This window comes from Nocardioides gansuensis (assembly GCF_003076135.1).
GTDB lineage: Bacteria > Actinomycetota > Actinomycetes > Propionibacteriales > Nocardioidaceae > Nocardioides > Nocardioides gansuensis.
Window position 1 is genome coordinate 124,364 of the sequence record NZ_QDGZ01000008.1, and the last position, 23,627, is coordinate 147,990.

Genomic DNA, 23,627 nt, shown 5'->3' on the forward strand with positions numbered 1-23,627 from the left:
GACGGAGTCGGGGTGGCCTCGGGTCGGCGGGGAACATCGTCGGGGATCGCGGCGTTGCCGCCGTCATGCGCATCGAGATCTGGAGCGACGTCGTCTGCCCGTGGTGCTACATCGGCAAGCGCCGGCTGGAGAAGGCCCTGGCGTCCTTCGGGCACGACGGAGGGGTCGAGGTCGTCTGGCGTTCCTACCAGCTCGACCCCGGCGCGCCGGACGAGCCGGTCGAGACCGTCGCGGAGGCGCTGGGCCGCAAGTACGGCGGAGGCCCGGCCGCCGGCAAGCAGATGATCGACCGCGTCGAGGCCGTCGCGGCCGAGGAGGGCATGATCTGGCGCCACCACTCCTCGTTGCGGGTCGGCACGCTCGACGCCCACCGCCTGCTCCACCTGGCGCTCCACGACGGTGGTCTGCAGCTGCAGTCGGCGCTCAAGGAGGCGCTGCTGGCGGCGTACTTCATCGAGGCCCGCAACGTGGCCGACCACGGCGTCCTCCGCGAGGTCGCGGTCGGCGCAGGCCTGGACGCGGCGGCGGTCGACCGCGTGCTGGGCAGCAACGAGTACGCCGACGAGGTGTGGACCGACATCGAGCGCGCGCAGTCCCTCGGCGCGACTGGCGTGCCGTTCTACGTCGTCGACTCGAAGTACGGCGTCTCGGGCGCCCAGCCCGTCGAGGTCTTCACCCAGGTGCTCGAGCGCGCATGGGCCGACTCGCATCCGGCCGTCCAGCTCGTCGGCGGCGACGCGGACGGTGCCTGCGGCCCGGACGGCTGCGCCATCTGACGGCGCCCTCGCGGGCCGACGGCTAGCGAGGTCGCTCGCCCTGGGCCGTCTTCGCGGCGGTCTGGGCGACGCGCGCCGCCCGCGTCTCCGGCTTCTTCGCCGTCACGATCCAGGTCAGGGCGGCCTTCTGGGCGGAGGCCGGGAACGCGTCCCAGTGCTCGCGTGCTCCGGGCAGGGCGTCGAGCGCCGCGGCCAGGTCGTCCGGCACGATCCCGTCCTCGACGGGATCGAGCAGCGTCCAGTTGCCGTTGGCCCTGGCCTGCTCGACGGCCGCGAGTCCGGCGGCCTCGAGCCGTCCCTCGGCCTGGAGCCGCGCGACGCGCTCCTTGTTGGGCCGGGTCCACAGGCTGTCGGGCCGACGCGGGGCGAACCACATCATCGAGCGGTCGTCGTCGAGCGGCCGCTGGGTCGAGTCGACCCACCCGAAGCGCAGCGCCTCGAGCACGGACTCCTCGTAGCCGAACGCCTGGTCGGCGGCCCGGCGACGGTTGACCAGCCAGACGCCTCGGGTGTCGGCGTGGTGGGCGGCGAGCCAGTCGCCCCACTCCTCAGCGGACGCCGGCTCGACGCGCTCCGCCTCGTCCATCACTCCCATGGGCTGCACCCTAGGACCGGCTGACGGAACGCGTGAAGCTCAGGGCCCGACCGTCGGTTAGGGTGGGGCAAGCACAGCGTCGTGCACCCGCTCATCACGACTTCCCACTCGAGGACCTGCTGTGACCAAGCCCGTCGTACTCATCGCCGAAGAGCTCAGCCCCGCCACCGTCGAGGCGCTGGGCCCGGACTTCGAGATCCGCACCTGCAACGGTGCCGACCGCGCCGAGCTGATCCCCGCGATCGCCGACGTCGACGCGATCCTGGTGCGCTCCGCGACCAAGGTGGACGCCGAGGCGCTCGCCGCCGCCAAGCGGCTCAAGGTCGTCGCCCGCGCCGGTGTCGGTCTCGACAACGTCGACGTCAAGGCGGCCACGCAGGCCGGCGTGATGGTGGTCAACGCCCCGACGTCCAACATCGTGAGCGCCGCCGAGCTCGCGGTCGCACTGATGCTCGCCGCCGCGCGCCACATCAGCCCCGCGCACGCCGCGCTGAAGAACGGCGAGTGGAAGCGGTCGAAGTACACCGGCATCGAGCTCTACGAGAAGACCGTCGGCATCGTCGGCCTCGGCCGCATCGGCGTGCTCGTCGCCCAGCGCCTGAGCGCCTTCGGCATGAAGGTCATCGCCTACGACCCCTACGTGCAGGCCGGCCGCGCGGCGCAGATGGGCGTCCGGCTCGTCGACCTCGACACCCTGCTCGCCGAGGCCGAGTTCATGAGCGTGCACCTGCCCAAGACCCCCGAGACGGTCGGCCTGATCGGTGCCGAGCAGCTCGCCAGGGCCAGGCAGTCGCTCGTCCTCGTCAACGCCGCGCGCGGCGGCATCGTGGACGAGGCGGCCCTCTACGACGCGCTCAAGACCGGCTCCATCGCGGCCGCCGGCCTCGATGTCTTCGCGACCGAGCCGTGCACCGACAGCCCGCTCTTCGAGCTGGAGAACGTCGTCGCCACGCCCCACCTCGGCGCCTCCACCGACGAGGCCCAGGAGAAGGCCGGCATCGCCGTCGCCAAGTCGGTGCGCCTCGCGCTCTCGGGCGAGCTCGTGCCCGACGCCGTCAACGTCCAGGGCGGCGTGATCGCCGAGGACGTCCGGCCCGGCATCCCGCTGACCGAGAAGCTCGGCCGCCTCTTCACCGGCCTGGCCGGCGAGGTCGCCCAGCAGATCGACGTCGAGGTCCGTGGCGAGATCACCGAGTTCGACGTCAAGGTGCTCGAGCTGGCGGCGCTCAAGGGTGTCTTCACCGACGTCGTCGAGGACCAGGTCTCCTACGTCAACGCCCCGCTCCTGGCGGCCGAGCGCGGCACCGCCGTACGCCTGGTCACCAACGCCGAGAGCCCCGACCACCGGAACCTGATCACGATCCGCGGCACCCTTGCCGACGGCTCGCAGGTCTCGGTGAGCGGCACCCTCATCGGCATCCACCAGAAGGAGCGGCTGGTCGAGGTCAATGGCTTCGACATCGACATCGAGCCCACCGAGCACCTCGCGTTCTTCACCTACGCCGACCGCCCCGGCATGGTCGGCACGGTCGGCGGCATCCTCGGCGACGCCGGGGTCAACATCGCCGGCATGCAGGTCTCCCGCGAGAACAAGGGCGGCCAGGCCCTGGTGGCGCTGTCGGTCGACTCGGCCATCCCCACCGAGACGCTCGCCGAGATCGAGACCGCGATCTCCGCGGCCTCGGTGCGCTTCGTCGCCCTCGACTGAGCTCGAGCGAGCGCTAGGCGACCAGGCCCGGGCGCCCCGGACGACCGGGGCCCCGGGCCTTCGTCGTCTCGCGCACCTCCGCCCACGCAGCGGCGAGGCGGCGTACGGCCTCCACCAGCTCGTCGGCCGGCCGGGTCCACGGCAGCCGCACGAAGCGGTCGAGTCCGCCCTCGACGGCGAAGACCGGTCCCGGCGCCAGAACCACGCCCTGGCGCTCGGCTTCGGCGGTCAGCGCGGTGCCGAGGGCAGCGGGCAGCTCGCACCACAGCACGAGCCCCCCGGCAGGCACCCGGAAGCGCCACTCCGGCAGCTCCGCGCGCACCGCGCCGACGAGGGCGTCGCGCTGGTCACGCAGCCGAACCAGGTGGGCCTCGCGGATCCCCTGCGTGTCGGTGAGCAGGTGGGTGAGCACCAGCTGCTCGAGGACGGGAGCGCCGAGGTCGAGCCCGGTGCGTGCGGTGAGCAGCCGCTCCATCTGCTCGAGCGGTGCCCGCAGCCAGCCGAGCCTCAGCCCGCCCCAGAAGCACTTGCTGGCACTGCCGATGGTGATGGCATCGGGGCTGTACGACGCGAACGGGCGCGGCATGTCGACCGGGTCCAGGGCCAGGGCCTGGTGGGCCTCGTCGACCACAGCGAGCGTGCGCGACCCGCGCAGCGTCCCGGCCAGCTGCTCGCGCTGGGTGTCGGACATCAGGTGGCCGGTGGGGTTCTGGAAGTCGGGGATCAGGTAGGCCAGCCGGGGCGCGGCCTGGCGCACCACGGCCGACAGCGCGTCGATGTCCCAGCCGTCGGGGTCGACCGGGGCGGGCACCACGCGAGCGCCGGCGTGGCGGATCGCGGCGGTGGCGTTGGGGTAGGTCGGCGACTCGACGACGACGCGATCGCCGGGTCCGGTGAAGGCCTGCGCCACGATGGAGGCACCGGCCAGGGCCCCCGCGGTCACCATGACCTGGTCGGGGTGGGTGGGCAGGCCGCGCGCCTCGAACGTCGCGGCGATCGCCTCGCGCAGCACCGGCAGGCCGTAGGGGAAGTAGCCGTGGCCGCCGAGGTGCGCCGGGATCTCCTCGGCCGCGGCGGCGTAGGCGGCGGCCAGGCCCGGGGGAGCGGACGGCGCCGCGCAGTTGAGGTCGATCGCGTCCTCGCCGGCGGAGCCGGGATAGAACGCCCGGTCGTGGGCGCGCCGACGGCCGCCCGGGACCCGGGTGAACGTGCCCGACCCCTGCCGCGCCTCGGCGTACCCGCTCTCGCGCAGCAGCGCGTAGGCCCGGGTGACGGTGGTGCGGCTGACGCCGATCGCCTCGGTGAGCTCGCGCTCGCTCGGCAGCCGGACGTCCAGGCCGATGCGGCCGTCGCCGATCAGCAGGCGCAGGGCGTCGGCGAGGCCGGCGTACGCCGGGGAGGTGTCGAAGTCGCCGACCAGACTGGCTACGCGTCGGGCACTGATGTTGGTGGCCATGAAGGCCACTGTTCCACGATTGGCTATGTTATCAAAGGCCAATCCCCGGGAGCATGGGGCCATGTCCGCCACCGTGACCACGCCCCCGATCGCCCTCGTCGACCTCGGTCCGCTCGCACAGCTGCGTGCCGGCCGCCTCGTGCGCCGGCTCCCGCAGCTGGTCGTCGGGCTGTGGCTCTACGGGGTCTCGCTCGCGCTGATGGTGCGCGGCGACCTCGGCCTCGCGCCCTGGGACGTGCTGCACTCCGGCTTCATCCGGCACGTGCCGATGACGCTCGGGCAGGCGGTCGTGCTCTTCAGCTTCGTGGTGCTGCTGCTCTGGATCCCGCTGCGGGAGAAGCCGGGCATCGGCACGATCGCGAACGCCGTCCTCGTCGGGCTCGCCGCCGACGCCACCCTCGCCGTCCTCGACCGGCCCGACTCGCTGGTCGCCCGGGTAGGCCTGATGATCGGCGGCGTCGCCCTCTGCGGGCTGGCGAGCGCCCTCTACATCGGGGCGCAGTTCGGCCGCGGTCCGCGCGACGGGCTGATGACCGGGCTGGCGCGCCGGACCGGCCTCTCGCTGCGGCTGGTGCGCACCGCGCTCGAGGTCACCGTCGTGCTGCTCGGCCTGGCGCTCGGCGGCGTGCTCGGCCTGGGCACCGTCCTCTACGCGCTGGCCATCGGGCCGCTCACCCAGCTGATGCTCCCCAGCCTCATCGTCGACCTGCCCACCCCGCCCGCCTGACCGAGTCGGCGCATCTGCTCACCACGGACGCGTCGAGTCGGCGCATCTGCTCACCACGGACGCGTCGAGTCGGCGCATCTGCTCGCTGTGGGGGCGTCGAGTCGGCGCATCTGCTCGGGCATGATCGACGCATGCCACGGCCCTGGGTGCTGCACGTCGACATGGACCAGTTCCTGGCCGCTGTCGAGCTGCTCCGCCGGCCGGAGCTGCGGGGCAAGCCGGTCGTCGTCGGCGGGCGGGGCGATCCGACGGAGCGTGCGGTGGTGTCGACCGCGTCCTACGAGGCTCGCGAGTTCGGCATCCGCTCCGGGATGCCCCTGCGGATCGCCGCCCGCAAGTGCCCGGACGCCGTCTTCCTGCCGGTCGACTTCCCGGTCTACGAGGCCGCCTCGGCGCAGGTGATGGCGACGCTGCGGGCCCACCCGGGCGCGGTGGTCGAGGTGCTCGGCTGGGACGAGGCCTTCGTCGGGATCGAGACCGAGGATCCCGTCGCGACGGCCCACGCCCTGCAGGCGGAGGTGCTCGCGGCAACGGACCTGCACTGCTCCATCGGCATCGGCGACACCCTGGTCCGCGCCAAGATCGCCACCGAATTCGGCAAGCCGCAGGGCACCTTCGTGCTCACCGAGGACAACTGGGTCGAGGTGATGGGGGAGCGGCCGACCACGGCGCTGTGGGGCGTCGGACCGCGGATCGGAGCCCGGCTGGAGTCGCTCGGCATCCGCACGGTCGCCGAGCTGGCGTCTGCCGCCGTCGACGAGCTGGTCGGTGAGTTCGGACCCAACACCGGCCCCTACTTCCGCGACCTCGGCCGCGGACACGGCCGCCACCACGTCGACGACACCCCCTGGGTGCCGCGGGCACACGGCCGCGAGACGACCTACCAGCGTGACCTCGAGACGCCCGAGGAGGTCGACGCCGCGGTGCGCGAGCTCGCGCGCCGCGTGGTCGAGGACATCGAGCGGGAGGGTCGGGCCTGCGCGCGCGTCCACCTCAAGGTCCGGTTCAAGCCGTTCTTCACGACCACGCGCATCCGCAAGCTCGCGGAGCCGACGTACGACGCCGACATGATCGCCGACACCGCGCTCGACCTGCTCGCCGCGCTGGACGACGACCGGCCGATCCGGCTGCTGGGCGTGCGCGCCGAGATGGTCCCTCCGGAGGGCGGCTATTGAGAGTGCAGATGCGCCGACTCGGCACCCAACGAGCGTGCAGATGCGCCGACTCGGCACCCAACGCGCGTGCAGATGCGCCGACTCGGCGTCAGCGGCGGGTGGCGACGATCGCCGAGGCGTCGGGCGCGATCATCACCTCGACGGCGGTGAACCGCTCGTCGGTGAGCCACTCCTCGCGCAGCGTGTCGACCCGTCCGTAGGTGATCGGCGGCCACTGCTCGCACGGAGTGAAGTCGTCGAGCACGACGATGCCGCCCGGCTCGAGCAGGTCGACGACCGCGTCGACGCGCACCGACTCCGGGTCACCGGAGTCCAGGAAGATCAGCGAGTACGGACCCCGCTGGTGCAGCGTCGACCAGTCGGCCTCGAGCACCTCGACGTGCGGGTCGTCTTCGAAGATCTTCGCGGCGGCCTTCGCCAGCCGCTTGTCCTTCTCCGCGGTGAGGATGCGCGCCCCGTTGCGTACGCCGCTGCGCAGCCACGCGGTGCCGACACCGCAGCCGGTGCCGAACTCGGCCAGGGTGCCGCCGCGGGTGGCGGCCAGGGTCGCCAGCAGCCGGCCGGTCTCGTTGCGGCAGAAGGAGACGTAGCCAGCCTGGCGGGACACGGCGAACGCGCGGGAGACGATCTCGGGCAGCTCGGGAGGGGCACTCATGGCATGTCGAGTCTTCCACGGCGGCACCTACGTCTCAGATCTTGGGTATTTCGGGGATATCGGCTGCGCGACCGACGTGTCCGGCATTAGCCTCGACCCACTATGCGGCAGTTCTGCGTACTCATCGCCAGCCGCGGCGAGGCCTGACACGAGGCCACCTCGCCGCGGTGTTGCGGCGTTGCGCGAGGCCTCGTGATCTCCCTCTCGATCGACAGAGGATCCAGGCCCACACGCATGAGGAGCACCGCGATGTACTCGATGTACCCCGACTGGGGACCCGCCAGCCACGACCCCGAGAACCCGCACAGCATCGAAGCCACCGTCCAGGCGGTCCAGGCCTCGCTTGACCTGCGAGACAGCGGCGGCCAGCGCCCGGACGACAACTAGCCTCGGGCAGCATGACCGACACCTCGTCCCAGAGCCCCGCGACTGTCCGCCTCGCCGTCATTCCCGGCGACGGCATCGGCCAGGAGGTGACGCCGGAGGCCCTCAAGGTCCTCGAGGCGGTCTCCGTGCCGGTCAAGTTCGAGCAGACCCACTACGAGCTCGGCGCCGAGCGCTACCTCGCCACCGGAGAGGTGCTGCCGGACAGCGTCCTCGCGGAGATCCGTGAGCACGACGCGATCCTGCTCGGTGCGGTGGGCGGCAAGCCCAACGACCCCCACCTGCCGCCGGGCATCCTGGAGCGCGGCCTGCTGCTGCGGCTGCGCTTCGAGCTCGACCACTACGTCAACCTCCGCCCGTCGCGGCTCTTCCCCGGCAGCGTGAGCCCGCTGGCCGAGCCCGGCGAGGTCGACTTCGTCGTCGTCCGCGAGGGCACCGAGGGCCCCTACACCGGCAACGGCGGCGCCCTGCGCGTCGGCACCCCGGCGGAGGTGGCCACCGAGGTCAGCGTCAACACCGCCTTCGGCGTGGAGCGCGTCGTCCGCGACGCCTTCGCCCGTGCCAGCAAGCGCCCGCGCAAGAAGCTCACCCTGGTCCACAAGACCAACGTCCTCGTCCACGCCGGCTCGGTGTGGTGGCGCCTCTTCGAGGCCGTGGGCCGCGAGTTCCCCGACGTCGAGACCGACTACATGCACATCGACGCGGCGATGATCCACATGACCGTCAACCCGGCGCGCTTCGACGTGATCGTCACCGACAACCTCTTCGGCGACATCATCACCGACCTCGCCGCCGCCATCACCGGAGGCATCGGCCTGGCCGCCAGCGGCAACGTCAACCCCGACCGCACCACGCCGTCGATGTTCGAGCCGGTGCACGGCTCCGCGCCCGACATCGCGGGCCAGCAGAAGGCCGATCCCACGGCCGCGATCCTGTCCACCGCGCTGCTCCTCGAGCACCTCGGGTACGACGGCGCCGCGGCCGCCGTCGAGGGCGCGGTCCTCGCCGACCTGACCGAGAGGCAGGGCGCGGGGGAGCGGCTTACCTCCGAGGTCGGCGACGCGATCGCCGCCCGGCTATCGTGACCCGCATGGAGATCCGCACCACCGAGTCGGCCACGAGGGTCGACGACGCGCGCCTAGTCGAGATCCTGGCCAACCCGGGCTTCGGCACCCACTTCACCGACCACATGCTCACCGTCGAGTGGACCCCCGACGCGGACTGGCACGCGGCGCGGATCGAGCCCTACGGGCCGCTGTCCCTCGACCCTGCCACGGCGGTGCTGCACTACGCGCAGGAGACCTTCGAGGGGATGAAGGCCTACCGGCACCAGGACGGCTCGATCTGGCTGTTCCGGCCGGAGGCCAACGCCGAGCGGATGCGTCGCTCGTCGCAGCGGCTCGCCTTCCCCGAGCTCCCGGTCGAGGACTTCGTCGGTGCGGTCGAGGCCCTGGTGAGGGCCGACCAGCGCTGGGTGCCGCCCGGTGACGGCGAGAAGAGCCTCTACCTCCGGCCGTTCATGTTCGCCAGCGAGGTCTTCCTCGGCGTCCGCCCCGCGCAGCACGTCACCTTCATGGTGATCGCCAGCCCCGCCGGCGCCTACTTCAAGGGTGGCGTGAAGCCGGTGACGCTGTGGCTGACGGAGGAATACACCCGCGCCGGCCGCGGCGGCATGGGCGCCGCCAAGACCGGCGGCAACTACGCCTCCTCGCTCGTCGCTCAGCAGGAGGCCATCGCGCAGGGCTGCGACCAGGTGGTCTTCCTCGACGCCCAGGAGGGCAACTACGTCGAGGAGCTGGGCGGCATGAACCTCTACTTCGTGTTCCGCGACGGCCACATCGTCACGCCCGAGACCGGCACGATCCTCGAGGGGATCACCCGCGCATCGATCATCGAGCTGGCCGGCAAGCTCGGCCACCAGGTCGAGGAGCGGAAGTTCTCCATCGGCGAGTGGCGTGACGGGATCGCCAGCGGCGACATCGTCGAGGTCTTCGCCTGCGGCACGGCTGCGGTCGTGACCCCGGTCGGCACCGTGCTGTCCAAGGACGGGCAGATCGCTGCGCCCGAGTCGACCGACCTGACGATGCGGATCCGGCAGGCCCTGGTCGACATCCAGTTCGGCCGGGCCGACGACACGTTCGGGTGGATGCGCCGGGTCGTCTGAACGCGGCAGACCGCCGGTACGCTCAGGACGTGACGACTTCGCCGCGCCCGGAGGCGCCGCCACCCGGGCTGACCGTGGGCGGCTACCAGTTGCTCACCCGGCTGGGCGAGGGCGGCATGGGGGTCGTCCACCTGGCCCGGCGTGCCGACGGTGACCGGGTGGCGCTCAAGGTGCTGCGTCCGCACATCGTGGGCGACGACGAGGCCCGGCGGCGCCTGGCCCGCGAGGTCGACTCGCTGTCCCGCGTGCGCTCGCCCCGGGTGGCCGAGATCGTCGACGCCGACCCGTGGGGCGACATCCCCTTCGTCGCGACCCGCTACGTCCCGGGGCTGAGCCTCGACCAGGAGGTGCGCGAGGAGGGGCCGGTCACCGGGCCCGACCTGGTGTGGCTGGCCTCCTGCCTCGCCGAGGCGCTGGCCGCGGTGCATGCGGTGGGTGTCCTGCACCGTGACGTGAAGCCCTCCAACGTGGTGATGGAGGGCCGCACCCCGATCCTGATCGACTTCGGGCTGGCCCGGGTCGCCGACGACTCGCGGATCACCCACACCGGCTGGCTGCTCGGCACGCCGGGCTACCTGGCGCCCGAGATCCTCTACGGCGAGGACGCCACGACCGCCTCCGACGTCCACTCCTGGGCCGCGACCGTCGCGTTCGCAGGCACCGGCCGCCCGCCGTTCGGCCGCGGCCCGTCGATGGCGGTGATGGATCGCGTACGCCGCGGCGAGCACGACCTCTCCGGCCTGGACCCGGCCGTGCGCGACCTGCTCGAGGCCGCGCTCGCGCCGGAGCCCGCCCACCGGCCGACCCTCCCCGAGGTGCGCCGCCGCCTCGAGTCGCTCGACGCGCGCCGAGGCAGCGACCGGCGGGGCAGCGGCCCGCGCCCCACATCGGCCTTCCCGGTCACCATGCCGTATGCGGCAGCCGCGCCCGCCCCCGTCCCCGGTCACGACCAGGTCGACCGCACCGACCTGGTCGGCCAGACGTCATCCGCTCCGGTCGCCGCGGATGACGTGGTGCGGCCCACGGGCGTGCTGGGCGACGACGGATCCATCGCCGTGCTGCCGGAGGACGACGACTACGACGACCTCTGGACCACCTCGACCACCTACGACGCCCGCCCGCGGGCCGGCCTCCTCGAGCGCGTCCGCCGCGCCCTGCTCGTGTCCGCCGGGGCCACGGTCGTGGCGGGCGGCATCGCGCTCGCGCCGTACGTCACCCTCGCCGGCCTGACCGTGCTGAGCTGGCTGCTGCGCAGTGGCTCGCGGGCGGGCAGCGCCGTCGGCCAGAGGCGACAGCTGCGGGGGCGCAGGTGGTACGACGCGCCCGCACTGCTGCTGGCCACGCCCTGGCACCTCGTGGCGGCCCTGCCCGGGACGCTGATGCTCGTGCTGTGGAGCCTCGGCATCGCGGCGGCCACCGGCCTGGTCTGCTTCGCGCTCGCGCTCGGGCTGACCGAGAGCCTCGGAGTCGTCGGCTTCGCCTTCGGCCTGGGGATGTGGTGGGGACCTGGGAGCACCCGCGTGCGAGGGCCGGTCCGCCGGGTGACCGACCCGGTCGCCGCGCGGCCCGTGGCGTGGCTGCTCGTCACCGTGATGGTGCTCGCCGGCGGTGCCGGCCTCGGCGCGGCCGCGGTCAGTGAGGGGACCAGGTGGACTCCCGACGACACGCGCCCGTTCGCCGATGTGCGCCTGCCGTCCTGGCTCAAGACCTGATCAGCGCCTCCTGACGACCCACTTCGCCTTCGCGGGCCTCGGGTCGACGTTGCCGGCCCTGTCGGTGGCCCGCACCGAGAAACTGTGCTTGCCAAGCTTGAGTTTCTTGTACTTCTTCGGCGACGTGCAGGACTTCCACTTGCTCCTGTCCAGCTTGCACTGGAAGGTCGATCCGGCCTCTGTCGACCTGAAGGCGAGCTTCGCCTTGCGCGAGAAGGTCCGCTTCCTCGGCTTCTCGGTGATCCTCGTGTTCGGAGCCGTGACGTCCAACAGTGGACCCGGTGCGGTGGTGGTGGGCGCAGGGACTGGCGAGGGCGGCGGCGGCGCGTCGCACCGGTAGATCGCCAGGTCGTCGATGAACCAGCCCGCGTCTCCGACCATGGAGTCGGTGCCGATCCGCCAGCGGAACCTCACCGGCTGCCCGGCCAGGCCGGACAGGTCGACGAGCGTGCTGCCGTATCCGTTGCTCTCGCCGACGAACGCCTGCCGTCCGCCGAGCGGGTTGTCGAAGCCGCCGGAGATGGTGCCGGTGTAGCCGCCGCTCGCGATCAGGGCGGCGGCGTCCTGCCATGCGCCGCCCGCGACGGAGTATTCCAGGACGCCGCCGTCGTAGGTGTCGAACGGGTCGTCCTCGAAGCCGTAGGCGTGCCGGAAGTGGAGCAGCCCGCCCGCGGGCACGGTGACCGGTGCGGTCATCGCCAGGGCCGAGTCGCTCACGAAGGCCGGGTCGTCGCCCCAGATGTTGGTCTGCCCACTGGTGGCGTAGGTCGCGTCGTAGCCGGGGTAGTCGTTGGGGTTCTGGGGATAGGACCAGACCTCCGCGACGGCGGGTGTGATGGTGAACTGGCCGGACGGCGACTCCAGCGAGTCGTGCATCGTCATGGCCGGGGAGTGGCCCGGAGGGCAGAGCTCGGGATCGGTCGTGGGCGCCTGGGCGGGGTTGTGGTCCATCTCCGTGGCCAGGATCGCTTGATCGACCTGCGTGCAGTCGGCCGGAGTGAAGCCATCCGTGCCGGCCGAGGCGAGGTTGGTGCAGGCCTGCCGGAGAGCCCGGGCGAGATCTGCGTAGTCGGAACCTGAGACCAGGAAGTCGTTGTTGACGGTGTAGAAGAGGCGCGCCGTCTTCGTGCTGCCGACCGGCGAGATCGTGCGGCCGTTGAAGGTGTCACCGTCCGCCAGCAGGTACGCCGCCTTGTTGGCGACGCCGCTGTTGGTGTGCACGCCGCCGCTGTCGCTCTCCTCGGGCCAGTAGAGCGGGCTCTGCATGCGGTCGGGCTGGTCGTAGGCCGGGGGATCCTGCATGTCGCGGATCGCGCCGATCGGCAGGTCCTCGCCCATCAGCCAGCGGACTCCAGAGGTGTCGCCGCCCTTCCCGTTGGTGAGGTCGATCAGCTCGCCGAAGATGTCCGACATCGCCTCGTTGATGGCACCCGACTGGTAGTAGTAGAAGAGCGACGAGCTGAAGTCGGTGACGCCGTGGGCGAGCTCGTGACCGACCACGTCGTCGGCGCTCGCGTAGCCGTCGCCGTAGACCATCTGCGAGCCGTCCCAGAAGGCGTTCTTGAAGGGGCACCGGCTGCTGGGGTCGCAGTAGTCGACGGTGGAGACCAGAGGCATGCCGGCGCCGTCGAGGCTGTCCCGGCCGAACCGGCTAAGGAAGAAGTCGTAGGTGTCGCCGGCGTAGTCGAACGCTAGCCGCACGTCGGCCTCGTCGGTCGCGAGCGGCGGGCTGCCCTCCGTGCGCAGCGGGACGAGGCACGGCACCTGCGTGGGCGTGTTGTTGGCGTCGCACACCGAGCGGTTCCTGGCGTGGGCGAGGTTGGAGAAGTCGAGCGAGACCCGCAGGCGCTCCGCGTCGACGACGACCGTGTGCGAGATCGCGGGTCGCGCCGCCCTCACCTCGGTCACCCAGGACAGCCGTGCTGTCTGGAAAGCGCCCGGTGCGTCGAGGAGCCGCGGGTCGTAGTAGGTGAGCGTGGGGGTCGCGGCCGTCAGCTGGTCCGTCGCGACACCCTCGCCCTTGCCGACGGCGGCGATGGCGGCGGCACGTGCCTCGCGCGCGCTGACCACGGGCGTGGTGCGTGCTTCGGCGATCGGGCTGGCCTCGCCGAGCACGGACAACACGTCATCGTGCCGGTCGAGGTTGACGGTGAACTCGCCTCCGAACACCGGGATCCCGGCGTACTGCTGGGCGACCCGCACCGAGGTCCCGCCCCCAGCCGCGGGGTGCTGCCCGGTGACCCGCAGGCCGGTGCGGGCGGAGGACAGCCCGAGCCCTGCGGCGCGGCGGCGAAGGAGCGTAGTCGCCACGGAGCCAGGCCCGGCATCGTCGGCAAGCCCGACGTCGATCGGCTCACCGGCCCGGGTGCCGATGAAGCCCACCTTGCCGGTCTCGTCCTGCCGGGCGACCAGCGCCCGGTCGGGGCCTGGCGGGGCCGCCGAGCCGTTGTGGGCGATGCTGAGCAGGGTGGCCGTGACCGCGAGCGGGACGCCGACGGCCAGGCAACGGGCGCGTGTGGATGCCACGGGGTCCTCCCGGGAAGGGTGTGGGGTCGACGGAGTCCGTCGGCCCCTATCACGGTGGCCCGGGGCGGTCGCGGGCGTCAAATAGGTCTAGACCCGCCGCACGGACTCCTTGCGGCCTGGGTAGGCCGGATCGCGAGACGACTGCCCAGGAGCCGGTCTCCGTGGCACGATGGAGCCGTGCTGCACCGAGTGATCATCATTTCCTAGCGCGTCGAGCTCCTGCCCGACGCGCCACCTCTCGTTCCCGACGAGAGGTTTTTTGTTGCTCGATCCGCACCCCGCACGACACCCCCACACCGAAGAGCCGAGAGCCGAGAAGAGACCGATGGACCTGCAGGGCGCCTTCCACGTCTACGACACCACCCTGCGCGACGGCGCGCAGCAGGAGGGGCTCAACCTCTCCGTCGCCGACAAGCTCAACATCGCGCGTCAGCTCGACGGCCTCGGCGTGGGCTACATCGAGGGTGGCTGGCCGGGCGCCAACCCGAAGGACACCGAGTTCTTCCGCCGGGCGAAGGAGGAGCTCGACCTGCGGCACGCCAGGCTCGCCGCCTTCGGCGCCACGCGCCGGGCGGGCGTGAAGGCGGCCGACGACCCGCTCGTGGCGGCCCTGCGCGACAGCGGCGCCTCGGTGGTCACCCTGGTCGCGAAGTCGCACGACCGCCACGTCGAGCTCGCGCTGCGCACCACGCTGGAGGAGAACCTCGCGATGGTGCGCGACACCGTGACCCACCTGCGGGAGGAGGGACAGACCGTCTTCCTGGACGCCGAGCACTTCTTCGACGGCTACCGCGACAACCGTGCCTACGCCCTGGAGGTGCTGCGCACCGCGGCCGAGGCCGGGGCCGACGTCGTGGCGCTGTGCGACACCAACGGCGGCATGCTGCCCGGCTGGGTCTCCGACGTCGTGCACGACGTCATCGAGACGACCGGTGCGCGGGTCGGCATCCACTGCCACAACGACACCGGCTGCGCCGTGGCCAACACCCTGGCCGCCGTCGACGCCGGCGCCACCCACGTGCAGGGCACCCTGAACGGCTACGGCGAGCGCACCGGCAACGCCGACCTGGTCGCGGTCGTCGCCAACCTCGAGCTCAAGCTGGACCGCCAGGTGCTGCCGCAGGGCCTGCTGCGCGAGGCGACCCGGATCGCCCACGCGGTCGCGGAGGTCACCAACGTCCCGCCCGCGTCGCGACAGCCGTACGTCGGCACGTCGGCCTTCGCGCACAAGGCCGGTCTCCACGCCTCCGCCATCAAGGTCGACCCGAACCTCTACCAGCACATGGACCCTGTGGCTGTCGGCAACGACATGAGGCTGCTCGTCTCCGACATGGCCGGCCGGGCGTCCATCGAGCTCAAGGGACAGGAGCTGGGCTACGACCTCTCCGGCGACAAGGAGCTGGTGACCCGGGTGACGGCGCGGGTCAAGGAGATGGAGCAGCGCGGCTTCACCTTCGAGGCGGCCGACGCGTCGTTCGAGCTGCTGCTCGCCGAGGAGGTCGAGGGCAGGCGGCCGTCCTACTTCGAGATCGAGTCGTGGCGCGTGATCACCGAGACCCGGCCCGACGGCGAGGCCGTGTCCGAGGCGACGGTCAAGCTGCGCTCCGAGGGTGTCCGCTACGTCGTGACGGGCGAGGGCAACGGTCCGGTCAACGCCCTCGACGCCGCCCTGCGCGAGGCGATCGGCCAGGCCTTCCCCGAGGTCGCCAAGTTCGAGCTGATCGACTACAAGGTGCGCATCCTCGACCAGGGACACGGCACCGACGCGATCACCCGGGTGCTGATCGAGACCTCCGACGGGGAGTCGTCGTGGGTGACCGTCGGCGTCGGCCACAACGTGATCGAGGCGTCCTGGGGCGCGCTCGTCGACGGCCTCACCTTCGGGCTGCGCCGCCACCACCGCTGAGTCGCTAGGGCGCCTCGACCACGCGGCGTACGAGGTCGTCCCAGGCGGCCTCGATGCGCTCGAGAGGCACCTGGTCGTGCTCGACCTGCTGCTGCAGGATCGGCACCTCCAGCGGCGCGAGCAGCGCGATCGCGAGCATCGGCACGTCGCCGGTCACCTGCAGCTCCCACAGCAGGACCCGGACGTGCATCGCGGCGAAGGACACCGCGGCGTAGGACCGGGCGCCGGCGCGGCCGGCGGCCGCGATCAGCTCCGCGTGTTTGAGGTTGAGCCGCATCCGCGAGTGGCCGAAGGCCAGCAGCCGGTCCATGGGCGGGGCACCCGGACCCAGCGGCGGGGGGCCGGACAGCACGGCGGCCTGCCACGACGTCTCGGACCGGTTGAGGACGGCGGCCATCAGGCCCTCGCGGCTCTCGAACCTGCGAAACACGGTGCCCTTGCCGACGCCCGCCTCGGCCGCGACGGCGTCCATGTGGACCTGGTCGATTCCGAGCCGGTCGATCAGCCGGTCCGCGGCCGCGAGGATCGCCTCCCGGTTGCGTGCGGCGTCGGCCCGCTCGTGAGGTGTCTCGTCGGCGAGCTGGAGCGAGATCGGCACGGCGCCACCCTAGGACGCGCATCACACCCACCGCGCGGGAATAGAAACGGACCACGGTCCGGTTATGGCCTGCATGACTGAGACCCCCGTGACCCAGACCCCGTCCGAGACCCGTGTGCTCGCCCTCGTCGGCAGCCTGCGTGCGGGCTCCCTCAACCGCAGGCTCGCCGAGGTCGTCCGCGACCAGGCCCCGGCCGGCGTGACCGTCGAGATCGCCGAGGGCCTCGACGCCCTGCCGTTCTACAACGAGGACCTCGACGGCGACGCCGCCCCCGAGGCCGTCCGCGCCTTCCGTGACCAGGTCGCTGCCGCCGACCGGATCCTCGTCCTGACGCCCGAGTACAACGGCACCATGCCGGCCGTGCTAAACAACGCGATCGACTGGGCCTCCCGCCCCTTCGGCGAGGGCGCGATCAAGGGCAAGGTGCTCGGCGTCGTCGGGACCGCCGTCGGCCAGTACGGCGGCCAGTGGGCGCATGAGGACGCCCGCAAGAGCGCCAAGGTGGCCGGCGCCAACGTCGCCGACTCCGTGGCCCTCTCCCACGCCTACGCCTGGGGCAGCGACCCGACGACCGACCCCGAGACCGTGCAGGCCTTCGTGGACTCGCTCGGCAAGTTGGTCGCGCACGAGTCGGTCGCCTGACCCGCCCGATCCAGTAGCGTCGCGGTCGTGGCAGAGCTCCACGACCTGAGCGCGCTCGAGCAGGGTGACCTCGTCCGCACGGGCGAGGTCACCCCGCTCGAGCTGGTCGACCACTACCTCGCCCGCGCCGACCACGTCGGCGCCTTCATCACCCGGACGCCCCAGCCGGCCCGCGAGCACGCCCGTCGCCTCGCCGCGAGGGGACGACCCGGCGACGCCGGCCCCCTCTGGGGCGTACCGACGGCGGTCAAGGACCTCAACCTCACCGCCGGCGTGCGCACCACCTTCGGCTCCGCCGCCTACGCCGACTTCGTCCCGGACGTCTCCGACGCCGTCGTGCTCTCGCTCGAGGCCGCCGGACTGCCCAGCCTGGGCAAGACCAACACCCCCGAGTTCGGCTCGCCCTGCTACACCGAGTCCGACGTCGCCCCACCCGCGGTGACGCCGTGGGACACCCGCCGCACGGCCGGCGGGTCGTCGGGTGGCGCCGCAGCCGCCGTCGCCGCCGGGCTCGCGCCGCTGGCCCAGGGCTCGGACGGAGGCGGCTCGATCCGCATCCCGGCCTCGTGCTGCGGGCTCGTCGGCCTCAAGCCGACCCGAGGCCGGATCAGTGCCGCTCCCATGTACGCCGATCCGGTGGGCCTGGCCACGTCGGGCCCGCTCGCCCGCACGGTGGGCGATGCCGCCGCCCTGCTCGACGTGCTCGCCGGCAGGAGGGTCGGTGACCCCGCCTGGGCGCCACCTCCTTCCGGATCGTTCCTCGCCGCCTGTGCCCGTGACCCGGGGCGCCTCCGGATCGCTCGCTTCATCACCCCAGTGATCATCGACATCGAGGTCGCGCCGAACTCCGTCGAGGCGTGGGAGCACGCGAGCCGCCTGCTCGAGTCGCTCGGCCACTCGGTCGAGGACGTCCCGGTGCCGCTGCCGCCCGAGGCCGTGCCCGTCTTCGAGACCTGCTGGGCGGTGCTCACCGCGCTCTCCACCGCCCCCGAGGGCAAGGAGCACCTGCTCCGGCCCCTGACCCGCTGGCTCAGTGAGCGCGGCCGCGCGGTGAGTGGCCCGGACTTCGGCCTCGCGATCGGCGCGATGCGCAGGCTCGCCGCCGACGCGCTCGCTGCGCTCGCGCCGTACGACGCCGTGCTCACCCCCACCCTCGCGACCCTGCCGCCGATGGTCGGCGGGCTGCGCGACGACGCGGACCCGGCGGCCGACTTCGAGGCCCAGAAGGCCTTCACGCCCTGGACCAGCGCCTGGAACGTCACCGGGATGCCAGCGGTCTCGCTGCCGCTGCACTGGGTCGACGACGGCGCCGGCGTCGAGCTCCCGGTCGGCGTGATGCTGGCCGCGCGCCCGGCCGAGGAGGAGCTGCTCCTGGCGCTCGCCGCGCAGGTGGAGGCCGCCGCCCCGTGGGGAGATCGCCGCCCTCCGGCCTGGTGACCCGTCGCTCCTCCGGAGTTGAACATGTGGACGAACCGGATGTCGTGGGTACCGCCCCGAGCGGAAGAGCGGGCGAAGACCTGAGCAGGCCTCGTATCCGCTCCGGAAGGAGTCCTACGTGGACATGGAGCAGAGTTTCCAGACCACCATCGACCGGATCTTCGGGTTCCTGCCCAACCTGGTCGGCTTCCTGATCATCCTCCTCATCGGCTGGATCGTGGCCAAGGTCGTCGCCGCGGTCGTCCAGAAGCTGCTGTCCAAGCTGGGGCTCGACGCCCGGCTGACCGCCTCGAACGTCGGACGCCAGATCGACCACGTCCTGCCCGGGGCCTCCGTGTCCGTGTTCCTGGCCAAGCTCGTCTTCTGGTTCATCTTCATCATCTTCCTGGTGGCCGCCGTCGACGCGCTCGACGTCCCGGCAGTCAGCCAGTTCATGAACAACGTGCTCGAGTTCCTGCCCAACGTGATCGTGGCCGTCCTGATCTTCGTGGTCGCCGCGCTCGTGTCGTCGGCAGTCGCCGGACTCATCAGCCGCGTCCTGGGCACCAGCCCGATGGGCCGGATAGCCTCGAGCGTCGTGCCGGCGCTGATCATGGTGATCGCGTTCTTCATGATCCTCGAGCAGCTGCAGATCGCTCCCGAGATCGTGCGGATCGCCTTCTCGGCCGTGATGTTCGCCCTCGCGCTGGGCCTGGCCCTCGCGTTCGGCCTCGGCGGCAAGGACACGGCCGCCGAGCTGCTGCGGGACGCGAGGTCGAGGGCCGGCTCAGCGACCACCACGACCGGCACCACAACCGGCACCACGACCGGCACGACGACCGGCACGACGACCGGCACGACGACCGGCACGTCCTACACGGAGTCACCGGCGGGCACTCCCTACAACACCCCGGAGGACACCCCGCGCCTGTGACGGGACCTGCCCGACAGCACAGGGCGCCGGGACGCCAGTCCCGGCGCCCTGTCACGTCCGGAACCAGCCGGGCGCCGCGGCGCGGAAGTCGTCCGGGGCCGAGCGGCCGACGCCGTCGGGCACGACGGCCAGGAGGGGCAGTCGCGTCACGCGCGAGAGGTCCTCGAGGTTGCACCGCTCGGCCAGGCCGGGATGGGCGGGCCAGGACCCGATGACCAGCCCCGAGGCCGTCAGCCCGCGTGCGCGGATCGCCTCCACCGTGAGCTCGGTGTGGTTGAGGGTGCCGAGGCCGGCGCGGGCGACGACCACGATCTCAGGCGACAGGTCGGCGAGGGCCGCGGCGAGGTCGAGGAGCGTGCCGCCCTCGAGGTCGAGCCGCACCAGCGCTCCGCCGGCGCCCTCGACGACGACGGTGCCGCCCCGCTCCGCGAGCTCGCGGATGCGCGAGGCGTGGTCGGCGACGGTCGGGATCAGCGCGCCGGCCCGGCGGGCCGCGGTCTCGGGAGCCAGTGGCTCGACGAGCCTCGTGTGCTCGACCACCGGACAGCCGGCGAGCCGGGCGACGACGTCCACGTCTGCCGGATCACCGGCCACGGTCGGGTCGATCCCGGTCTGGACGGGCTTCACGACGACGACGTCGTCGCCCGCGTCGCGGGCGCGGAGCGCCAGGAGGGCGGTGGCCACGGTCTTGCCGACACCCGTGTCGGTGCCGGTGACGACGACCAGCCGGCTCATCGGCCGGTCACCTCGAGCACCTCGGCGGTGGCCCGGGCCCACTCGGCCTCCGGCACCCCGGCACTGCAGGTGACCCGCAGCCGCGAGATCCCGTCGGGCACCGAGGGCGGTCGGAAGCAGCCGACCCGCACTCCACGCGAGCGCAACGCGGCCTGTGCCGCCACGGCCGCCTGCGGCGACGGCATCGGCACGGACAGCACGGCGCCCGCGGGCACCGCGACGCCGAGTCGCCCTGCGAGCTCGACGACCCGCGACCGGACGACCGACGGCAGCTCGGGGCGGGCCACCAGGACCCGGAGAGCGGCGAGCGCGCCGGCGGTCGCGGCGGGGGCGAGCCCGGTGTCGAAGATGAACGGCCGGGCCCGGTTGACCAGGTGCTCCACCAGGGCCCGCGAGCCGAGGAGCGCCCCGCCCTGGGCGCCGAGCGACTTGCTCAGCGTGGCCGCGACCACGACATGGTCGTGCCCGGCCAGCCCGACGTCGGCCACGAGGCCACGGCCACGGACGCCGGCGACCCCGAGGCCGTGCGCCTCGTCGACGACGAGCAGGGCGTCGTGCTCCTCGCAGACGGCGGCCAGGTCGACCAGCGAGGCCGCGTCCCCGAGCACCGAGTACACCGACTCGGCGAGCACCAGGGCCCGCCGCCCGCCCGCGGCGGCGAGCGCGCGGCGTACGGCGGCGACGTCGTCGTGCGGGACGACCGCCACCTCGGCCCGGGACAGCCGGGCAGCGTCGACCAGGGAGGCGTGGATGTGGGCGTCGCTGACGACGAGGGAGTCGCGGTCGGCCAGCGCGGTCACGATCGCGAGGTTGGCGTGGTAGCCGGTCGACATGACGAGCGCGGCCTCGTGGCCGAGGAACGCCGCGAGCTCGCGCTCCAGCTCCTCGTGGAGCGACAGCGTGCCGGTGACCAGCCGTGAGGCGCCGGCCCCGGCACCCCAGCGCAGCGAGGCCTCCGACGCGGCGGCCGTGACGGCCGGGTCGCGGGAGAGCCCGAGGTAGTCGTTGCCGGCGAGGTCGACCGCCGGGTCGTCGGCGGTCCGTGGCGCGAGCCGGCGGGTCAGCCCCGTCTCCTCGCGGGCCTCGGCCTGCCCGGCCAGCCACTCACCCCAGGTGCTGCCCATTCAGCCCACCTCCGCGGCGGCCACCACGGCGCGCGTGATCGCGGTGACCTCGTCGTCGGAGCAGACGTAGGGCGGCATCGTGTAGACGAGGTCGCGGAAGGGCCGCAGCCACACGCCGAGGTCGAGCGCCGCCTCGGTCGCGGCCGCCGTGTCGACGGGGTGGTCGAGCTGGACGACGCCGACGGCGCCGAGGACGCGTACGTCGCGCACGCCGGCCAGGGCGCGCGCCGGCTCCAGGCCGGTGGCGAGACCGGCCGAGATGCCCGCCACGGTCGCGGACCAGTCCGACGACCTGAGCACGTCGAGGGACGCCAGGGCGACGGAGCAGGCCAGCGGGTTGCCCATGTAGGTCGGGCCGTGCATGAGCACGCCCGAGTCCGACGCGGAGATGCCGGCCGCGACCTCGGCGGTGCACAGGGCGGCGGCGAGGGTCAGGTAGCCGCCGGTGAGGGCCTTGCCGACGCAGAGCACGTCGGGGGAGACACCCGCCGCGTCGGCCGCCCACAGCATGCCGGTGCGGCCGAAGCCGGTGGCGATCTCGTCGAAGACCAGCACCAGGCCGTGCTCGTCGGCGACGTCGCGCATCACCCGCAGGCAGGCGGGGTCGTAGACCCACATCCCCCCGGCGCCCTGCAGCAGTGGCTCGACGATGATGCCGGCCAGCTCGTCGGCGTGCTGCTCGGCGAGGTCGGCGAAGGCAGTCGCCCAGCCGTCCACGTCACCGCCGGGAGCCGGCGGGCGTGGCGCGAAGACGTGCTCGGGCAGCAGGCCGGCCCACATCGCGTGCATGCCGCCGTCGGGGTCGCACACGGCCATGCAGCCGGCGGTGTCGCCGTGGTAGCCACCGCGGACGGTGAGCATCCGGCTCCGGCCCGGCCGTCCCGTGCCGCGCTGGTGCTGCACCGCCATCTTGAGCGCCACCTCGACGCTCACCGAGCCGGAGTCGGCGAGGAAGACGTGCTCGAGCCCGGCAGGGGCGAGCGAGACGAGGCGCTCCGCGAGCCGGACCGCGGGCTCGTGGGTGAGCCCCCCGAACATCACGTGTGAGAAGTCGCTGACCTGGCGGCGTACGGCTTCGTCCAGGACGGGGTGGCGATAGCCGTGGATCGCCGACCACCACGACGACATGCCGTCGACGACCTCCCGGTCGCCCACCGTCAGGCGCGCCCCCGAGGCCCCCGTCACGAGCCGGGTCAGGACCGGCGCGGTCATCGAGGTGTAGGGGTGCCACACGTGCGCCCGGTCGAGCGCGAGCAGGTTTCGAGACGGGCCTTGGCGGCCCTCCTCAACCCAAGGGTCCGTCATGGCGTCAGGCGTTGGCGGGGATGCTCGTGCCCGCGCCGCGGCGGCGGATCGCCGGGTCGGGGTGGGCGAGCTGCGCGGCGTGCTCCTCGGAGCCGAGCACGACGAAGCCGTTGTCGCGGATCAGCTCGAGGTCGGCCTCGGCGGCCTGGCCCTCCGAGGTGAGGTAGTCGCCGAGGAAGATCGAGTTGGCGACGTGGAGCGCCAGGCCCTGCAGCGAGCGGAGGTGCATCTCGCGCCCGCCGGCGATGCGCAGCTCCTTGTCCGGGCACACGAAGCGGGCCATCGCCAGGATCAGCAGGCAGCGCTGCGGGGTGAGCTCCCAGGTGTTCTCGTAGGGGGTGCCGTCGAAGGGCATCAGGAAGTTGACCGGGATGGAGTCGGAGTCGAGCGCCTTGAGTGCGAGGAGCGCCTCGACCAGCTGCTCGTCGGTCTCGCCGAGCCCCGCGATCAGGCCGGAGCAGGGGGAGAGGCCGGCGCCCTTGGCCTTCTCGACGGTGTCGACCCGGTCGGCATAGGTGTGGGTCTGCACGATCTGGTCGTGGTGCGACTCGGCGGTGTTGATGTTGTGGTTGTAGGCGTCGACCCCGGCCTCCCTGAGGCGCTCGGCCTGGCCGTCCTTGAGCAGCCCGAGGCAGGCGCAGACCTCGACCTGCGGGTGCTCGGCCTTGATCGCGCCGACCATCTCGGTGACCTTGTCGAGGTCGCGGTCGCTGGGCCCCCGGCCGCTGGAGACCATGCACACCCGGCTGGCGCCGCCCTTGAGGCCGGCTGCGGCCTGGGCGAGCGCCTCGTCGGTCTTGAGCCAGGAGTACTTCAGGATCGGCGCCGTCGATCCCAGCGCCTGGCTGCAGTAGTTGCAGTTCTCCGGGCAGAGGCCGGACTTGAGGTTGACGAGGTAGTTGACCTTCACCGTGTTGCCGAAGTGGGCGCGACGCAGCCGGCCGGCCGCCGCGACCACGTCGAGCACCTCCTCGTCGGTCGCGCGCAGGACGGCCAGCGCGTCGTGCTCGGTCGCCGGCTCGCCCGCGAGGACGCGGTCGGCCAGGTCGTGGAAGGCAGTGGTCATCTCGGTCTCCTCTGGGGGGATG

21 protein-coding genes are annotated in these 23,627 nt (G+C 72.6%); 12 read left to right on the forward strand and 9 right to left on the reverse strand.

Annotation, left to right across the window (positions count from 1 at the left end; all coding sequences use genetic code 11):
- The first annotated feature begins 65 nt into the window (after nt 1-65).
- Entirely contained in the window at nt 66-776 is a 711-nt protein-coding gene (locus DDE18_RS18220; RefSeq protein ID WP_116573707.1) for a DsbA family oxidoreductase, read from the forward strand.
- Between the two features lie 22 nt (nt 777-798).
- On the opposite strand, the gene DDE18_RS18225 is transcribed toward DDE18_RS18220, so the two are convergent.
- The gene (locus tag DDE18_RS18225; protein ID WP_116573708.1) at nt 799-1,371 is read right to left on the reverse strand and encodes a YdeI/OmpD-associated family protein; all 573 of its coding nucleotides are present in this window, start codon (nt 1,369-1,371) and stop codon (nt 799-801) included.
- Nucleotides 1,372-1,492: 121 nt separating this feature from the next.
- On the opposite strand from DDE18_RS18225, the gene serA reads away from it, so the two are divergent.
- Nucleotides 1,493-3,079, forward strand: a complete 1,587-nt coding sequence (gene serA / locus DDE18_RS18230; protein WP_116573709.1) for a phosphoglycerate dehydrogenase — start codon at nt 1,493-1,495, stop codon at nt 3,077-3,079.
- A gap of 13 nt (nt 3,080-3,092) precedes the next feature.
- On the opposite strand, the gene yczR is transcribed toward serA, so the two are convergent.
- On the reverse strand, nt 3,093-4,535 hold the full coding sequence (yczR, locus tag DDE18_RS18235) for a MocR-like transcription factor YczR (protein WP_116573767.1): 1,443 nt from the start codon (nt 4,533-4,535) through the stop codon (nt 3,093-3,095).
- Between the two features lie 61 nt (nt 4,536-4,596).
- Between yczR and yczE the strand changes: the two genes are divergently transcribed.
- Together yczE and DDE18_RS18245 are read left to right on the forward strand one after the other, a co-directional pair.
- The gene (yczE, locus tag DDE18_RS18240; protein ID WP_116573710.1) at nt 4,597-5,262 is read left to right on the forward strand and encodes a membrane protein YczE; all 666 of its coding nucleotides are present in this window, start codon (nt 4,597-4,599) and stop codon (nt 5,260-5,262) included.
- A gap of 131 nt (nt 5,263-5,393) precedes the next feature.
- A complete protein-coding gene (locus tag DDE18_RS18245; RefSeq protein ID WP_170313298.1) occupies nt 5,394-6,437 on the forward strand; it encodes a DNA polymerase IV in 1,044 nt (347 codons plus the stop codon).
- Nucleotides 6,438-6,525: 88 nt separating this feature from the next.
- Here DDE18_RS18245 and DDE18_RS18250 read toward each other — a convergent pair whose 3' ends face one another.
- Nucleotides 6,526-7,092 (reverse strand): O-methyltransferase, encoded by a 567-nt coding sequence (locus tag DDE18_RS18250; RefSeq protein ID WP_116573711.1) that lies wholly within the window; start codon nt 7,090-7,092, stop codon nt 6,526-6,528.
- Nucleotides 7,093-7,326: 234 nt separating this feature from the next.
- Between DDE18_RS18250 and DDE18_RS23085 the strand changes: the two genes are divergently transcribed.
- Genes DDE18_RS23085 through DDE18_RS18265 form a run of 4 tightly spaced genes read left to right on the forward strand, consistent with a single transcriptional unit; the run spans nt 7,327 to nt 11,352 of the window.
- Entirely contained in the window at nt 7,327-7,479 is a 153-nt protein-coding gene (locus DDE18_RS23085) for a hypothetical protein (protein WP_165821226.1), read from the forward strand.
- An 11-nt stretch (nt 7,480-7,490) separates the two neighbouring features.
- A complete protein-coding gene (locus tag DDE18_RS18255) occupies nt 7,491-8,561 on the forward strand; it encodes a 3-isopropylmalate dehydrogenase (protein ID WP_116573712.1) in 1,071 nt (356 codons plus the stop codon).
- A 5-nt stretch (nt 8,562-8,566) separates the two neighbouring features.
- Nucleotides 8,567-9,640 carry a branched-chain amino acid aminotransferase gene (locus DDE18_RS18260; RefSeq protein ID WP_116573713.1) on the forward strand — a complete coding sequence of 358 codons (1,074 nt, stop codon included), beginning with the start codon at nt 8,567-8,569 and terminating at the stop codon, nt 9,638-9,640.
- A gap of 29 nt (nt 9,641-9,669) precedes the next feature.
- Nucleotides 9,670-11,352 carry a serine/threonine-protein kinase gene (locus tag DDE18_RS18265; RefSeq protein ID WP_133241267.1) on the forward strand — a complete coding sequence of 561 codons (1,683 nt, stop codon included), beginning with the start codon at nt 9,670-9,672 and terminating at the stop codon, nt 11,350-11,352.
- Here DDE18_RS18265 and DDE18_RS18270 read toward each other — a convergent pair whose 3' ends face one another.
- Complete coding sequence (locus DDE18_RS18270) at nt 11,353-13,878, reverse strand: M4 family metallopeptidase (protein ID WP_165821227.1); 2,526 nt, start codon at nt 13,876-13,878, stop codon at nt 11,353-11,355.
- 325 nt (nt 13,879-14,203) lie between these two features.
- Between DDE18_RS18270 and cimA the strand changes: the two genes are divergently transcribed.
- On the forward strand, nt 14,204-15,784 hold the full coding sequence (cimA, locus tag DDE18_RS18275; RefSeq protein WP_116573716.1) for a citramalate synthase: 1,581 nt from the start codon (nt 14,204-14,206) through the stop codon (nt 15,782-15,784).
- 4 nt (nt 15,785-15,788) lie between these two features.
- Here cimA and DDE18_RS18280 read toward each other — a convergent pair whose 3' ends face one another.
- Entirely contained in the window at nt 15,789-16,382 is a 594-nt protein-coding gene (locus DDE18_RS18280) for a TetR/AcrR family transcriptional regulator (RefSeq protein ID WP_116573717.1), read from the reverse strand.
- A 73-nt stretch (nt 16,383-16,455) separates the two neighbouring features.
- Here DDE18_RS18280 and DDE18_RS18285 point away from each other — a divergent pair, with 73 nt between their 5' ends.
- The 3 genes from DDE18_RS18285 to DDE18_RS18295 all read left to right on the forward strand — a co-directional run bounded on the left by DDE18_RS18285 (nt 16,456) and on the right by DDE18_RS18295 (nt 19,375).
- Nucleotides 16,456-17,025, forward strand: a complete 570-nt coding sequence (locus tag DDE18_RS18285) for an NADPH-dependent FMN reductase (RefSeq protein WP_116573769.1) — start codon at nt 16,456-16,458, stop codon at nt 17,023-17,025.
- Nucleotides 17,026-17,052: 27 nt separating this feature from the next.
- Nucleotides 17,053-18,462, forward strand: a complete 1,410-nt coding sequence (locus DDE18_RS18290) for an amidase (protein ID WP_116573718.1) — start codon at nt 17,053-17,055, stop codon at nt 18,460-18,462.
- Nucleotides 18,463-18,586: 124 nt separating this feature from the next.
- Nucleotides 18,587-19,375, forward strand: coding sequence for a mechanosensitive ion channel family protein (locus DDE18_RS18295; protein WP_245916865.1), 789 nt, complete (start codon nt 18,587-18,589; stop codon nt 19,373-19,375).
- A gap of 51 nt (nt 19,376-19,426) precedes the next feature.
- On the opposite strand, the gene bioD is transcribed toward DDE18_RS18295, so the two are convergent.
- The 4 genes from bioD to bioB are packed head-to-tail and all read right to left on the reverse strand — an operon-like array spanning nt 19,427 to nt 23,605.
- On the reverse strand, nt 19,427-20,110 hold the full coding sequence (bioD, locus tag DDE18_RS18300) for a dethiobiotin synthase (RefSeq protein ID WP_116573720.1): 684 nt from the start codon (nt 20,108-20,110) through the stop codon (nt 19,427-19,429).
- Nucleotides 20,107-21,234 carry an 8-amino-7-oxononanoate synthase gene (locus tag DDE18_RS18305; protein WP_116573721.1) on the reverse strand — a complete coding sequence of 376 codons (1,128 nt, stop codon included), beginning with the start codon at nt 21,232-21,234 and terminating at the stop codon, nt 20,107-20,109. Before DDE18_RS18305 ends, bioD begins: the two co-directional genes overlap by 4 nt.
- The gene (locus tag DDE18_RS18310; protein WP_116573722.1) at nt 21,235-22,539 is read right to left on the reverse strand and encodes an adenosylmethionine--8-amino-7-oxononanoate transaminase; all 1,305 of its coding nucleotides are present in this window, start codon (nt 22,537-22,539) and stop codon (nt 21,235-21,237) included.
- Nucleotides 22,540-22,543: 4 nt separating this feature from the next.
- A complete protein-coding gene (gene bioB / locus DDE18_RS18315) occupies nt 22,544-23,605 on the reverse strand; it encodes a biotin synthase BioB (protein WP_116573723.1) in 1,062 nt (353 codons plus the stop codon).
- Nucleotides 23,606-23,627 lie beyond the last annotated feature (22 nt).

Excerpts from the sequence above, each read along its gene's own strand:
- DDE18_RS18305 (WP_116573721.1), bottom strand. The coding sequence starts at position 21,234 with ATGGGCAGCACCTGGGGTGAGTGGCTGGCCGGGCAGGCCGAGGCCCGC.
- DDE18_RS18255 (WP_116573712.1), top strand. The coding sequence starts at position 7,491 with ATGACCGACACCTCGTCCCAGAGCCCCGCGACTGTCCGCCTCGCCGTC.
- bioD (WP_116573720.1), bottom strand. The coding sequence starts at position 20,110 with ATGAGCCGGCTGGTCGTCGTCACCGGCACCGACACGGGTGTCGGCAAG.
- cimA (WP_116573716.1), top strand. The coding sequence starts at position 14,204 with ATGGACCTGCAGGGCGCCTTCCACGTCTACGACACCACCCTGCGCGAC.
- DDE18_RS23085 (WP_165821226.1), top strand. The coding sequence starts at position 7,327 with ATGAGGAGCACCGCGATGTACTCGATGTACCCCGACTGGGGACCCGCC.
- DDE18_RS18250 (WP_116573711.1), bottom strand. The coding sequence starts at position 7,092 with ATGAGTGCCCCTCCCGAGCTGCCCGAGATCGTCTCCCGCGCGTTCGCC.
- bioB (WP_116573723.1), bottom strand. The coding sequence starts at position 23,605 with ATGACCACTGCCTTCCACGACCTGGCCGACCGCGTCCTCGCGGGCGAG.
- DDE18_RS18295 (WP_245916865.1), top strand. The coding sequence starts at position 18,587 with ATGGAGCAGAGTTTCCAGACCACCATCGACCGGATCTTCGGGTTCCTG.
- DDE18_RS18260 (WP_116573713.1), top strand. The coding sequence starts at position 8,567 with ATGGAGATCCGCACCACCGAGTCGGCCACGAGGGTCGACGACGCGCGC.
- DDE18_RS18285 (WP_116573769.1), top strand. The coding sequence starts at position 16,456 with ATGACTGAGACCCCCGTGACCCAGACCCCGTCCGAGACCCGTGTGCTC.
- DDE18_RS18310 (WP_116573722.1), bottom strand. The coding sequence starts at position 22,539 with ATGACGGACCCTTGGGTTGAGGAGGGCCGCCAAGGCCCGTCTCGAAAC.
- DDE18_RS18245 (WP_170313298.1), top strand. The coding sequence starts at position 5,394 with ATGCCACGGCCCTGGGTGCTGCACGTCGACATGGACCAGTTCCTGGCC.
- DDE18_RS18220 (WP_116573707.1), top strand. The coding sequence starts at position 66 with ATGCGCATCGAGATCTGGAGCGACGTCGTCTGCCCGTGGTGCTACATC.
- yczR (WP_116573767.1), bottom strand. The coding sequence starts at position 4,535 with ATGGCCACCAACATCAGTGCCCGACGCGTAGCCAGTCTGGTCGGCGAC.
- DDE18_RS18225 (WP_116573708.1), bottom strand. The coding sequence starts at position 1,371 with ATGGGAGTGATGGACGAGGCGGAGCGCGTCGAGCCGGCGTCCGCTGAG.
- yczE (WP_116573710.1), top strand. The coding sequence starts at position 4,597 with ATGTCCGCCACCGTGACCACGCCCCCGATCGCCCTCGTCGACCTCGGT.